The organism is Pantoea sp. NGS-ED-1003 (assembly GCF_000738765.1).
Classification (GTDB): Bacteria; Pseudomonadota; Gammaproteobacteria; order Enterobacterales; family Enterobacteriaceae; genus Pantoea; species Pantoea septica.
Genome location: NZ_JPQA01000004.1, coordinates 333,749 through 346,146 on the forward strand (window position 1 = coordinate 333,749; position 12,398 = coordinate 346,146).

12 protein-coding genes are annotated in these 12,398 nt (G+C 60.6%); 5 read left to right on the forward strand and 7 right to left on the reverse strand.

The genetic code is table 11. The features are described 5' to 3' along the window. Window positions 1–84: 84 nt before the first annotated feature. From JS46_RS10160 to JS46_RS10170, 3 genes are all read right to left on the reverse strand, one after another. Complete coding sequence (locus tag JS46_RS10160) at window positions 85–1,551, reverse strand: amino acid permease (protein WP_033750331.1); 1,467 nt, start codon at window positions 1,549–1,551, stop codon at window positions 85–87. Between the two features lie 129 nt (window positions 1,552–1,680). Continuing rightward, window positions 1,681–2,547 carry a DNA-binding transcriptional regulator YeiE gene (gene yieE / locus JS46_RS10165; protein ID WP_033750334.1) on the reverse strand — a complete coding sequence of 289 codons (867 nt, stop codon included), beginning with the start codon at window positions 2,545–2,547 and terminating at the stop codon, window positions 1,681–1,683. 9 nt (window positions 2,548–2,556) lie between these two features. Continuing rightward, window positions 2,557–2,937, reverse strand: a complete 381-nt coding sequence (locus JS46_RS10170; protein ID WP_033750337.1) for a YkvA family protein — start codon at window positions 2,935–2,937, stop codon at window positions 2,557–2,559. Between the two features lie 100 nt (window positions 2,938–3,037). Here JS46_RS10170 and JS46_RS10175 point away from each other — a divergent pair, with 100 nt between their 5' ends. Both JS46_RS10175 and nfo read left to right on the forward strand, forming a co-directional pair. Then, a complete protein-coding gene (locus JS46_RS10175) occupies window positions 3,038–4,090 on the forward strand; it encodes a YeiH family protein (RefSeq protein WP_033750339.1) in 1,053 nt (350 codons plus the stop codon). Window positions 4,091–4,144: 54 nt separating this feature from the next. Further along, the gene (gene nfo, locus JS46_RS10180) at window positions 4,145–4,990 is read left to right on the forward strand and encodes a deoxyribonuclease IV (protein WP_033750342.1); all 846 of its coding nucleotides are present in this window, start codon (window positions 4,145–4,147) and stop codon (window positions 4,988–4,990) included. A 286-nt stretch (window positions 4,991–5,276) separates the two neighbouring features. Here nfo and fruA read toward each other — a convergent pair whose 3' ends face one another. The 4 genes from fruA to JS46_RS10200 form a co-directional block, all read right to left on the reverse strand. Further along, complete coding sequence (fruA, locus tag JS46_RS10185) at window positions 5,277–6,974, reverse strand: PTS fructose transporter subunit IIBC (RefSeq protein WP_033750344.1); 1,698 nt, start codon at window positions 6,972–6,974, stop codon at window positions 5,277–5,279. A 16-nt stretch (window positions 6,975–6,990) separates the two neighbouring features. Further along, window positions 6,991–7,929: a 1-phosphofructokinase gene (fruK, locus tag JS46_RS10190; RefSeq protein WP_033750346.1), complete on the reverse strand. Its 939-nt coding sequence runs from the start codon at window positions 7,927–7,929 to the stop codon at window positions 6,991–6,993. Further along, entirely contained in the window at window positions 7,926–9,056 is a 1,131-nt protein-coding gene (fruB, locus tag JS46_RS10195) for a fused PTS fructose transporter subunit IIA/HPr protein (protein WP_033750349.1), read from the reverse strand. The genes fruK and fruB overlap by 4 nt, the downstream gene beginning before the upstream one ends. Before the next feature lie 274 nt (window positions 9,057–9,330). Next, complete coding sequence (locus tag JS46_RS10200) at window positions 9,331–9,585, reverse strand: zinc/iron-chelating domain-containing protein (RefSeq protein ID WP_033750756.1); 255 nt, start codon at window positions 9,583–9,585, stop codon at window positions 9,331–9,333. 160 nt (window positions 9,586–9,745) lie between these two features. Here JS46_RS10200 and yeiP point away from each other — a divergent pair, with 160 nt between their 5' ends. The 3 genes from yeiP (at window position 9,746) to JS46_RS10215 (ending at window position 12,112) form a co-directional block, all read left to right on the forward strand. Further along, window positions 9,746–10,318 (forward strand): elongation factor P-like protein YeiP, encoded by a 573-nt coding sequence (gene yeiP, locus JS46_RS10205; protein ID WP_033750350.1) that lies wholly within the window; start codon window positions 9,746–9,748, stop codon window positions 10,316–10,318. Window positions 10,319–10,390: 72 nt separating this feature from the next. Next, window positions 10,391–11,377, forward strand: coding sequence for a GTP-binding protein (locus tag JS46_RS10210; protein ID WP_033750352.1), 987 nt, complete (start codon window positions 10,391–10,393; stop codon window positions 11,375–11,377). 33 nt (window positions 11,378–11,410) lie between these two features. Continuing rightward, complete coding sequence (locus JS46_RS10215) at window positions 11,411–12,112, forward strand: phosphatase PAP2 family protein (RefSeq protein ID WP_033750354.1); 702 nt, start codon at window positions 11,411–11,413, stop codon at window positions 12,110–12,112. Window positions 12,113–12,398 lie beyond the last annotated feature (286 nt).

The following is a 12,398-nucleotide window of genomic DNA, read 5'->3' on the forward strand; positions in this document are numbered from 1 at the left end:
ATCAATTCTTCAACCTAAACAAAACGGCACCTTAACGAAAAAAGCGCGGCCAGGCCGCGCTTACTGTGATGGTGAAGGTTAACCTCACTCTTTATGCGTCGGGAATTCCATCTCGCTGTACTTCACGAAGCGGGTGCCGCGCGTCAGCTTATAGCCCATCCAGATCAGCAAAAACAGCGGCAGGCCGATATAGGTAGCGGCGACGCCGTACCAGTCGATGCTGTCGTTGAGGAACGCCTGGTAGTTCTGGCCCAGGGTGATGATCAGACAGAGCACGAAGGCGAAAATCGGGCCGAGCGGGAAAAAGCCCGAGCGGTACGGCAGGTCGTCCAGACTATGGCCCTGCTTGATATAGCCGCGACGGAAGCGATAGTGGCTAATGGCGATACCCAGCCAGGCGATAAAACCGGTCATGCCCGAGGTATTGAGCAGCCAGAGATAAACTTCCTGATTGCCGAACTTCGAGGTCAGGAAGCAGAGGCCCGCCACGACGGTGGTCGCCAGCAGCGCGTTGCGCGGCACGCCGCCTTTCGACAGCCGGGCGAAAATGCGCGGCGCTTTGCCTTCGCTTGCCAGGTTATAGAGCATGCGCGTCGAGGCGTACATGCCGGAGTTGCCCGCCGACAGCACCGACGTCAGGATCACCGCGTTCATCACCGCCGCCGCCGAGAGCAGTCCCGCGTTCTGGAACACCAGCGTAAAGGGGCTGACGCTGATGTCGGTGACGTCGTTGTGCAGCAGCTGCGGATCGGTGTAAGGCAGGATCAGGCTGATAATCAGAATCGCGAAGATATAAAACAGCAGAATACGCCAGAACACCTGGCGCACCGCGCGCGGAATGTTTTTCGCCGGATCTTCTGATTCGCCCGCCGCGATGCCGATCAGTTCGGTGCCCTGGAAAGAGAAGCCGACAATCATCGCCACGCCGATCATCGCGGCGAATCCGCCGGCGAACGGCGCGTCGCCGACCTGCCAGTTATGCCAGCCAGCATGCTCGCCGCCGCGCAGGATGCCCACGATCATCAGTACGCCGACCACGATAAAGATAATCACGGTCGCCACCTTGATCAGCGAGAACCAGTACTCCGCTTCGCCAAAGCCTTTGACCGAAATAACGTTAAGCAGGAACATCAGGCAGAGGAACAGCGCGCTCCAGATCCAGCCCGGCGTATCGGGAAACCAGTAGTTCATCACCAGCTGCGAGGCGACGAGATCCACGGCGATGGTCACCGCCCAGTTGTACCAGTAGTTCCAGCCGAGGGCGAAACCAAAGCCCTCTTCCACATACTTTGCGCCGTAGGTGGCGAAGGAGCCGGAAACCGGCATAAAGGCTGCCAGCTCGCCGAGGCTGGTCATCAGAAAGTAGACCATCAGGCCAATCAGCGCGTAGGAGAGCAGCGCGCCGCCCGGTCCCGCCTGGGAGATGGTGGCGCCGGAGGCCACGAACAGGCCGGTGCCGATCGATCCGCCGATGGCGATCATCGTCAGGTGACGCGCCTTTAACTCGCGTCGTAACGCAGGTTGTTGTGTTGTATTTGTGTCGTTATGCATGTGTAAACACTAGGCTCGCTAAAAATGAGGCGCGATTGTAGCAATTCACCCTGCTCTGTATAGCATTGACGCCGTGTTATTAGTTACCTTCATGATCGCCGCTGAATTATAAGCAAAAACCTCTTGCGGCTACTCGCGGCAGTAGGAGAGAAAGCGGTCAAGCGCTCTGGAAAGGTGCTTCTGACGATGATGGATGCGGTACAGGGTACGCGTCAGCCGCGGCAGCGGAATCGTCAGCTCCACTAAGGTGCCCGCCTCCAGCAGATCGGCGATCACGCGCCGCGACAGGCAGCTGATGCCCATATTGTGCCGCACCGCATGCTTGATCGCCTCGGAATTGCCCAGCTCCATGCCCAGTTGAAACGCGGGCAGGTGCGAGAGCAGCAGATAGTCGACGATTTCGCGCGTGCCGGAGCCGTGCTCGCGCAGGATCCAGGGCGCGTTCCCGAGGCTTTCCAGCGTCACCGGCTGGCGCAGGATCTCCGCATCGGGCGCGGCGAAGACCACCAGCTCATCCTCCAGCCAGGCATCGCTTACCAGCTCGGTCATATGGCACGGCCCTTCGATCAGGCCGACGTCGACGCGAAAATCGGCCACCGCGTTAATCACATCCTGGCTGTTGCCGACGCTCAGCTCCAGCGGCAGGCCGGGAAAGTCGCGGCGATAGGCGGCTATCATGCCCGGCAGCAGGTAATTGCCGATGGTGCTGCTGGCGTAGATGCGGATCGCGCCGTTGTCCTCTTTGAACAGCTGTTCGATTTCGCCCGCCTGCTCCAGCAGGCCAATGGCGCGCGGATAGAGCAAACGGCCGTGTTCGTTGAGCACCAGCCGCTTGCCGACGCGATCGAATAGCTGCACGCCAAGCTGGCCTTCCAGATCCGCCAGCGCCGCACTCACCGCCGACTGCGAGAGCGCCAGCACCTGCGAGGCCTGTGTGGTCGAGCCGCTTTTCAGCACTTCGGTAAAGACTTCTATCTGTCGCAGCGTGATATGCATGGATTTTCCTTACATCGCGTAGCGCTGGACAAGGTAGTACAGCACTCCCAGCCAGATCAGCACCATCAGAAACAGGCCGAAGCCGCTGACCACTTTTTTGCCACGCGCGCGCTGCACTTCGGCGCGCTCCGCGCTGCCGATACGGACGTCGCGCGGCAGCAGACGCAGCAGGATCAGCACGCCAAGCGGAATGATAATCGCATCGTCGAGCAGGCCGACGATGGGGATGAAATCGGGGATCAGATCGATGGGGCTGAGCGCATAGGCCACCAGCCCAAACGCCAGCAGCTTGAACCACCATGGAGTGCGCGGGTCGCGACAGGCGAACCACAGCGTCAGCACATCTTTTTTAATCAGGGCGGCCCAGCGGCGCAAACGTCCAAATAACATCTTTCGGCCTTATCGTTTTATCTGGTTAATTATAAATATATTATCAATTTCACTTTTAAGCCAGCGCGGCGCATGCTTTGCCTGACACAAGGAGCAGATTATGGCAGAGCTGACTTTTCCCCGACTTCCCTTTTTTATTCAACACCGTTTTCCCGGCCTGCTGCTGACCGCTGCGATTGCCGGCGGTGCGGCCTGGCTGGCGCAGCGCCCGGAGATCGCCGGTCTGGGCCTCGGTGCGCTGACGCTGGCGATTATGCTCGGCATTCTGGTCGGCAACACGCTTTACCCTTCTCTCGCCCCGCACTGCGACGCGGGCGTGCTGCTGGCGAAGCAGAAGCTGTTGCGCCTCGGCGTTATTCTGTTCGGTTTTCGCATTACGCTGCAGCAGATCGCCGACGTCGGCGCGAGCGGCGTGCTGATCGACGTGCTGACGCTGAGCTCAACCTTCTTTATTACCTGTCTGCTGGGCGTAAAGCTGCTGAAGCTTGACCGCGAAACGGTCTGGCTGATCGGCGCGGGCAGCAGCATCTGCGGCGCGGCAGCGGTGCTCGCCACCGAGCCGGTGGTAAAAGCGTCGCCGACGAAAGTGGCGGTGGCGGTGGCGACCGTGGTGCTGTTCGGCACCCTCGCGATCCTGATCTATCCCCCGCTCTGGCTGGTGGCGCAACACTCTTTCCCTCAGCTGAGCGTCGCGCAGTTCGGCATCTTTACCGGCTCGACCATCCATGAGGTGGCGCAGGTAGTGGCGGCCGGTCATGCAATCGGCCCGGAGGCGGAGAACAGCGCGGTGATCGCGAAAATGCTGCGCGTCATGATGCTGGCGCCGTTTCTGCTCTGCCTGAGCGGCTGGCTGCGCCGCGCGCCGCAGCAATCGCCGCGCCAGGGCATCGCGTTTCCCTGGTTCGCGCTCGGTTTTATCGGCGTGGCGCTGTTCAACTCGCTGCATCTGCTGCCGGCCGCCTGGGTCGCCGATATTAATCAGGCCGCCAACCTGCTGCTGGCGATGGCGATGGCGGCGCTCGGCCTCACCACGCGCTTCGGCGCGCTGCGTCAGGCAGGCGTGAAACCGCTGCTGCTGGGGCTGATGGTTTTTGTCTGGCTGATCGTCGGCGGCGGCGCCATCAATCTGCTGGCGCAGCATTTCTTGCAGTAGATGCATCGGGTATGATGCGGGCTTCTTTTAGTCAGCCTTTTCTGGAGAAGCGGCATGAAATATATCGGCGCACACGTCAGCGCGTCTGGCGGCGTAGAGCAGGCAGTGATTCGTGCCCATGAACTGGAAGCCACCGCGTTTGCCCTGTTTACCAAGAATCAGCGGCAGTGGAAGGCGGCCCCGCTTTCGGCGGAGACCATCGACGCCTTTAAGGCCGCCTGCGAAAAATATCACTTTGGCCCGCAGCAGATCCTGCCGCACGACAGCTTTCTGATTAACCTGGGCCATCCGGAAGCGGAGCCGCTGGAGAAGTCGCGCGCCGCTTTTATCGACGAGATGCAGCGCGCCGAGCAGCTGGGTCTGACGCTGCTTAACTTCCATCCCGGCAGTCATCTGAACAAGATAGACGAAGAGGCGTGCCTGAAGCGCATCGCCGAGTCGGTGAATTTCGCGCTGGATAAGACCTCGCAGGTAGTGGCGGTGATCGAGAATACCGCCGGCCAGGGCAGCAACCTCGGCTTTCGCTTTGAACATCTGGCGACCATTATCGAGCACGTCGAGGATAAATCGCGCGTCGGCGTCTGTATCGATACCTGTCATGCCTTCGCGGGCGGCTACGATCTGCGTACCGAAGCGGCGTGCGAAGAGACCTTCGCCGAGTTCGAGCGCATTGTCGGCTTCCAGTATCTGCGCGGCATGCACCTGAACGACGCCAAGAGCGCCTTCGGCAGCCGCGTCGACCGTCATCACAGCCTGGGCGAAGGCAATATCGGCAAAACGCCGTTTAGCTGGCTGATGAAGGATGCGCGCTTTGATGGTATTCCGCTGATTCTGGAGACCATTAATCCGGATATCTGGAAGGATGAGATCGCCTGGCTAAAGGCAGAGCAGAAAAACTAAAAGAGGGAGCCACATGGCTCCCTTATCGTTGTTAATGCTGTGCTCATCGCAGGTGACAGGGCCCGATCGCAAAGACGCAAAAAACGGCATCCCTGCCAGCTCGGCCCGCACAATACGCACCTCATCCCTGAGGTGCGCCCGTTACCGGGCCAACGCGCTGCGTTGTTCAAAAACGCTCCCGGCGTTTTTGTCCTTGTCGCGGGACGCTTTGCTCTTCGGTCCCTGTCACCGGCTTTATAAACTACTCAGCCGCTGTAGGGAGTCCGCAGACGTCCCGCAGCAAGGATCAGGCTTTCGCCAGCTCCTCTTCCGGGCGTTTCAGGATCGCGTAACCCAGTCCCGCCACCGCGGTGCCGACGATAATCGATACCAGGTAGCCCAGCACCGGCGTAATCGCGCCAGGAATAAGCAGCACGAACAGACCGCCGTGCGGCGCCATCAGCTTCGCGCCGATATACATCGAGATAGCGCCGGTCAGTGCGCCGCCGACGATACAGCACGGCAGTACGCGCATCGGATCGCGTGCCGCAAACGGAATCGCGCCCTCAGAGATAAAGCAGAGCCCCAGCACCAGCGCCGCTTTACCGCCCTCCTGCTGACCTTTATTAAACTTACGGCGCGCTACCAGGGTCGCGACGCCCATCGCCAGCGGCGGCACCATGCCCGCCGCCATAATCGCCGCCATCGGCGCGTAAGTCTGCGAACTCAGCAGGCCGACGCCGAAGGCGTAGGCCACTTTATTCACCGGACCGCCCATATCGGTACACATCATGCCGCCCAGAATCGCGCCCAGCAGCACCGCGTTCGCCGTGCCCATGTTCGCCAGCCAGGCGGTCAGGCCGGTCATGATCGCCGCGACCGGTTTGCCTACCACGTAGATCATCAGCAGGCCGGTAATCAGGCTGGCCACCAGCGGGATAATCAAAATAGGCTTCAGCGCTTCCATACTTTGCGGCAGCTTGAGCTTGCCGCTGATCAGCTTCGCCGCATAGCCGGCGATGAAACCGGCGATAATGCCGCCGAGGAAGCCGGCGTTAATACTGGTGGCGATCATGCCGCCGATCAGGCCCGGCGTCAGGCCCGGACGATCGGCAATGGAGAACGCGATAAAGCCCGCCAGCACCGGCACCATCAGCGCAAAGGCGCTGCCGCCGCCGATCTGCATCAGCGCCGCCGCCAGCGTGCCCGGCTCTTTAAAGGCGGTAATGCCGAAGGCGAAGGAGAGCGCAATGCTCAGGCCGCCCGCTACCACCATCGGCAGCATATAGGAGACGCCGGTCAGCAGGTGACGGTAAGCGCCCGCTTTCTCTTTTTTCTCTTCCTGCGGCTCGCCGCTCTGCGCGCCGGCAGCTTTGTAAGGTCTGGCTTCGGCCACCGCCTTATCCAGCTCCTGCGCCGTCTTCTTCAGCGCCAGACCGGTTGAGGTGCGATACATCGGCTTGCCGGCGAACTTCGCCAGATCGACTTCGATATCCGCCGCCACGATCACCAGATCGGCTGCCGCCACTTCTTCCGGCGTAATCGCATTGCCTGCGCCGACGGAGCCGCGGGTTTCCACTTTCACCCACCAGCCGCGTTTGGTCGCTTCCGCCTGGATCGCTTCGGCGGCCATAAAGGTGTGCGCCACGCCGGTCGGACAGGCGGTGACCGCGACAATGCGTTTCTGCGCATTCGGCTGTACAGCCGTCGGCGCCGCAGCTGTTGCGACGGCCACTGGCTGCCAGGGTTTCGCTTCCGCTTTCGCCTGGGCAAGGAACTGCTCAGGCGCGCGCACCGCCTGCTGCGCATCGCCCAGCCAGACGGATTTGCCGTTCAGCGCGGCGTCGTTCGGCAGCTCGCGACCGAGGACGATCGCCAGCTCCGCTTCCGCCGGGTTGTCCGTAAAGGAGAAACCCGCCTGCGCGGCGGCGGCGGTCAGACGCTGTTGCGCCATCCAGGCCGAGGCCTGACCAATAGAAGGATCTTTTATCAGCAGCGTTTTCATTATCGCTCTCCTGCTGTCAGTTAACGGGTTGTAAGTCGACGCGCGCCATCATTGCGGCCAACTGAGTACGATCGGTAACGCCGACATTGCTCTGGCTGACGGCCATGGCCGCCACCGCCGTCGCAAGACGCAGCGTGTGTTCACTGGATTCGCGCATCAGCAGGCCGTAGATCAGGCCGCCGACCATTGAGTCGCCCGCGCCCACGGTGCTGACCACTTCGCACACCGGCGGTTTAGCGATCCATTCGCCTGAGGCGTTGACCCAGAGCGCGCCCTCCGCGCCCAGCGAAATCACCACGTGGGCGATGCCCTGCTCGCGCAGCTCATGCGCCGCGCCAATCACATCCTGCAGCGTCGGCAGTTTGCGCCCCGCCCAGATTTCCAGCTCGCGACGGTTAGGCTTCACCAGCCAGGGCGCGGCTTTCAGGCCCGCCACCAGCGCTTCGCGGCTGCTGTCGAAAATAATGCACGGGCAGTGGGTGCGCAGGTCGCTCATCCAGCGGGTAAAGGCTTCCGGCTGCACGCCTGACGGCAGGCTACCGCTGACGCACACCATGTCGAACTGGCCGAGCCAGGTCAGCGAATCGCTGGTAAAGCGATCCCAGTCCTGCTGGCTTACGTCAAAGCCGGAGAAGTTAAGATCGGTGACGTCGTTATTTTGCTCGGTGAGCTTGACGTTGATGCGCGTGCGGCCCGGCACCACCTGAAAACGGTTGGCGATGCCCAGCTCGCTGAACAGCTGCTGAAAGCCGTCCTGATTCTCTTTGCCGAGGAAGCCGCCTACCGTGACGTCAATGCCGAGATCTTTCAGCACCTTCGCCACATTAATGCCTTTGCCGGCCGCATGCAGGCCGGTGGTTTTCACCAGGTTGACCTCGCCGCGCTCGATCTCCGGGACGAAGCCCACCAGATCGTAAGCGGGATTCAGCGTAATAGTTGCGACGCGTCTGCTCATGCTGCCCCCTCGCCCAGGCCGGAATTAATCGCCTCTTCAATGGCGTTCAGCGCCTGCTGCGCATCTTCGCCGCTGGCGGTAAAGCGCAGGCGATGGCCTTTCTTCACGCCCAGCGCCACCACTTTCATCAGGCTGCGGCCGTTAGCCGGTTTGCCGCTGCCGTCGAGGTTGGTAACGGTAATATCGCTGTTGAACTGTTTGATCACGCTGACCAGCGCCGTGCCGGGACGCGCATGCAGCCCGTGCTCGTTGCGGATGGTGAACTCTGCGCTCAGCACCTCGGCCTGCTCGTCTACTTCGCTGGTGAGCAGCGCGTAGACGCCCACCGCGTCCGCTTTCAGCAGGCGATCCGCCTTGCCGTTCTGCAGCAGCGTGCTGAGATAGCTCAGCACCTCCAGCGGTCGCTCGTCGACGGCGGATACCGTGACCAGCAGCGCCACTTTCTCGCCCTGATGTTCGCCCGGCGCGGCGGCGCGGCTGACCGCGACCGCGCTGCGCAGGTTGCCGCGGCTGCTGTCGCTCAGCCAGATGCCCTGGCCCAGGCTCAGCGGCGTCGCGGCCATTACGTCGGCGACAAAGCTGGCGTCTACCGCGCCTGCGGCCTGCAGGCGGCCAGCGTTCAGCGCCTGCAGCGTAATCAGATCGCTGGCGGCGACGTCTAAGGTAATCAGCGAGGTGTCGAAGCTGAATTCGGCCGCCTGTTTTTCGCCCATCAGCAGCGCGCGCAAATCTTCCGCCGAGGCGGTTTTGAGCTGTTCGGCGACGCTGTCGTCGCTCAGCACGTGCGTCAGCTGACGCAGCAGCGCCAGGTGTTCGTCAGATTTCGCCGCGATGCCGATCGCCACATAGGCGGTCTGATCTTCGCCCCAGGCGACGCCCTGTGGAAACTGAAACACCTGCACGCCGGTTTTCTGCACCAGGTCGCGCGTATCGGTGGTGCCGTGCGGAATGGCGATGCCGTTGCCCAGAAAAGTTGAGGTCTGCTGCTCGCGCGCCAGCATGCCGTTGACATAGCCTTCCGCTACGTTGCCCGCTGCGGTCAGCGCCGCCGCGACCTGACGGATCGCCTCTTCTTTATTTTGTGCGCGGGCTCCGGTGTGGATGGCCTGCAATTCGAGCTGGAACATATTTCTCCTCGCTTACTGAAATTGAATCGTTTCAGCCTGATGGCCGTTTAAAGCGCGGCGACGGGGCGCAAAGCGCGTCTCTGCCGCGCTGAAACGTTTCAAGGAGTCTGGTACAGCCCATCATGCCATGCAAGAAAATGCGTAAAATGCGTAGCAGATTTTTGATGTTACGCACACTTCATAACAGAGAGAGTAAGAATAACCTCAGGGAGCTGAACGCGCGCTGTAACGGCGTGCTCGCGCGTCGGCGCACGCGTCAGCAACTTCAGCTCGGTCAGGGCGCGGTGTCCGCTTCCAGCTGCAGCAGATAGACCATCGCGTCGTGGCGCGTGGCGCCGCACATATCGCGCGACGGCTGCAAACCGACGCAGACGGCGGGCCGCAGCGGCGAGCCGAACAGTTTGCAGCGCAGGTCGGCGTCAAGCTGAACGCAAGGGGTATTAGCGGGTTTGCCCTGAGGCATGCCAGGGATCGGCGAAGAGATCGAAGGCGCGGTACAGCAGGCGCCGCACTGACTACGGCATTGCATGATGCGCTCCAGCGAGAGTTGAGCCGCGACAATAGCAGGCCGCGCGCGCGAAAGCCACGTCTGCGTCATCGCGCGCATTTTTTCCGACGCCATATTGCCTGTTTAACCCGGCGCGAGTAACGTGGCGCGCATCGGAATCCTTCTTTAAGCGAGAGTTGCAATGCCAAGAGCGAATGAGATCAAAAAAGGGATGGCGGTGAGCTGGAACGGCAAGCTGCTGATGGTTAAAGATATCGATATTCAGAGTCCGAGCGCGCGCGGCGCCGTGACGCTGTATAAGATGCGCTTCACCGATATCCGTACCGGGCTGAAGGTGGAAGAGCGTTTCAAAGGCGACGATATTCTGGACGTCATTCAGCTCAGCCGCCGCAGCGTCACCTTTTCTTATATTGACGGCGACGAATACGTTTTTATGGATGACGAGGACTACACGCCCTACTCGTTCAAAAAAGATCAGATTGAAGAAGAGCTGCTGTTTATCCCTGAAGGTGGCATTCCAGGCATTCAGGTGCTGACGATGGACGGCCAGGTGCTGGCGCTTGAGCTGCCGCAGACCGTGGATATGGAAATCGTCGATACCGCGCCTGGCATTAAAGGCGCGTCTGCCAGCGCGCGCACCAAACCGGCCGGCATGAGCACCGGTCTGAGCATTCAGGTGCCGGAATACCTGAGCAACGGCGACCGCATCCGTATTCATATCGCTGAACGCCGCTATATGAGCCGCGCTGACTAACAGACGCAGTTTGTGTTATAAAGTAACATTATGGCCGCTTTCGCGGCCATTCTCGTTTTAGGAGGCAGGAGCATGACGCGCGTCAATCTTATTACCGGCTTTCTCGGCAGCGGCAAAACCACCCTGCTGCGTTATCTGCTGGCCCGCAAGCCGGCGCAGGAAAACTGGGCGATTCTGGTTAATGAATTCGGCGAAATCGGCATCGACGGCGCGCTGCTGCGCGACAGCGGCGCGGCGTTAAAGGAGATCCCCGGCGGCTGCATGTGCTGCGTCAACGGCCTGCCGATGCAGGTGGGGCTGAATATGCTGCTGAAGCAGCACCGCCCGGATCGCCTGCTGATCGAACCCACCGGTCTCGGGCACCCGCGCCAGCTGCTGGAGATGCTGAGCGCGCCGGTTTATCAGCCGCTTCTGCAGCTTAACGCCACGCTGACGCTGCTCGACGCCCGCCAGCTCGCCGATGCGCGGGTGACGGCCAATGAAAACTTTCGCGATCAGCTGGCGGCGGCGGATGCGATTATCGGCAACAAAAGCGACCGCTGGGACGAAAACGATCGCCAGCGCCTGCAGCAGTGGCAGGAGGCGATGCTTAACGGCCGTGCTTTTATCGAAACGCGCTTCGGCGCGGTCGACGCGGCGCTGCTCGATCTGCCGCGCACGAACCGTCAAGCGCTGCCGCAGCCTGCGCATCATCATGCCCATCGTCAACGCGATAGCGTCCTCGCCGCGCTGCGCCTCGATGGCGAGACGCGCTGGCGCCGGGCGCTAAATGAAGGCCAGGGCTACGTTGCCTGCGGCTGGATCTTTGACGGCGCGACGCGGTTCGATGGCGCCGCGCTGCTGGCGTGGGCGCGTCTCGTCCCGGTCGAGCGCATTAAAGGAGTGTTGCGCACGCCGGACGGCACGCTGCGCCTCAATGGTCAGAGCGGCGATGTGCAGGTCGAAACCCTGACCGCCGATGCGCCCGACAGCCGTATTGAACTGATCCACTCGCAACCTGTGGACTGGAATCGTTTGCAGTCTCAGCTGTTGAGGCTTCGTTTAAACTGGCCAGGTTAGTTTCTGCCGTTAATTTTTATTTGAGTGAATACGATGCGCGCAACTCGTTTTGTCACAATACTGCTGCTCAACGCGCTTGGCGTTGTTCTGTTTCTCTCCTGGTATCTGCCGCCCGATCACGGTTTCTGGGCCGGCGTCGATAAAGGGATCTTCTTCAGCTTCAATAACCAGATGGTCGATCATCCTGGCTTTGCCCTGCTGGTGGCGATCACTAATTTCCGCGGCTTCGATCTGGTGTCGCTGCTGGCGATGGGCGCGCTCTATCTCTTCTACTGGCGCCGCGAAATGCCGCCGGGCCGCCGCCGTATGCTGGCGATCGGCGTCACCATGCTGCTCAGCGCGGTTATTCTCAACCAGCTCGGCCACCTGCTGCCGGTGCAGCATAAAAGTCCGACGCTGTTTTTTGAAAACGTCCATCGCGTCAGCGAGCTGACCGGCATTCCGGCCAAGGACGCCTCGTCCAACAGCTTCCCTGGCGATCACGGCATGATGCTGATGATTTTCGCTTGTTTTATGTGGCGCTATTTCGGCTTCCGCGCCTTTCTTACCGGCGCGGCTATCGTGGTGATTTTCGCCCTGCCGCGCGTGATGGCGGGCGCGCACTGGTTTACCGATATCGCCGTCGGCTCGCTTTCGGTGCTGCTGGTAGGACTGAGCTGGGTGCTGTTGACGCCGCTGAGCGACGCGATTGTCAGCTTCTTCTACCGCAAACTGCCCGGCAAATATAAGCCCTGAATAGCCGCAGGTAATTAAATCTCAAATCTATTGATAAGCGCGGAGTGAAGAATGGCCATATTCTTATCTCTCCGCGCTTATTAAAATCCCGCCAGTATTATTAGCAAGCTAACCATATAGCGATATATAGAAAATATTATGATGTATTCTGCTGATAAAGGCGCTTTCTCCCACGCTGTCCAGCGCTAAAGCTCTTAAAAAGCGCCCTACCCGAAGAATTGACCCCATTTGATGTCCTTATTTTAAGGATAATTTTCAAAAACTGCGGATAAAGTAACCAGTCTGT

Coding starts and splice junctions, on each gene's coding strand:
- fruB (WP_033750349.1), bottom strand. CDS start 9,056: ATGTTCCAGCTCGAATTGCAGGCCATCCACACCGGAGCCCGCGCACAA.
- fruA (WP_033750344.1), bottom strand. CDS start 6,974: ATGAAAACGCTGCTGATAAAAGATCCTTCTATTGGTCAGGCCTCGGCC.
- JS46_RS10170 (WP_033750337.1), bottom strand. CDS start 2,937: ATGTTATTTGGACGTTTGCGCCGCTGGGCCGCCCTGATTAAAAAAGAT.
- JS46_RS10160 (WP_033750331.1), bottom strand. CDS start 1,551: ATGCATAACGACACAAATACAACACAACAACCTGCGTTACGACGCGAG.
- fruK (WP_033750346.1), bottom strand. CDS start 7,929: ATGAGCAGACGCGTCGCAACTATTACGCTGAATCCCGCTTACGATCTG.
- JS46_RS10200 (WP_033750756.1), bottom strand. CDS start 9,585: ATGCAATGCCGTAGTCAGTGCGGCGCCTGCTGTACCGCGCCTTCGATC.
- yieE (WP_033750334.1), bottom strand. CDS start 2,547: ATGCATATCACGCTGCGACAGATAGAAGTCTTTACCGAAGTGCTGAAA.
- JS46_RS10175 (WP_033750339.1), top strand. CDS start 3,038: ATGGCAGAGCTGACTTTTCCCCGACTTCCCTTTTTTATTCAACACCGT.
- nfo (WP_033750342.1), top strand. CDS start 4,145: ATGAAATATATCGGCGCACACGTCAGCGCGTCTGGCGGCGTAGAGCAG.
- yeiP (WP_033750350.1), top strand. CDS start 9,746: ATGCCAAGAGCGAATGAGATCAAAAAAGGGATGGCGGTGAGCTGGAAC.
- JS46_RS10210 (WP_033750352.1), top strand. CDS start 10,391: ATGACGCGCGTCAATCTTATTACCGGCTTTCTCGGCAGCGGCAAAACC.
- JS46_RS10215 (WP_033750354.1), top strand. CDS start 11,411: ATGCGCGCAACTCGTTTTGTCACAATACTGCTGCTCAACGCGCTTGGC.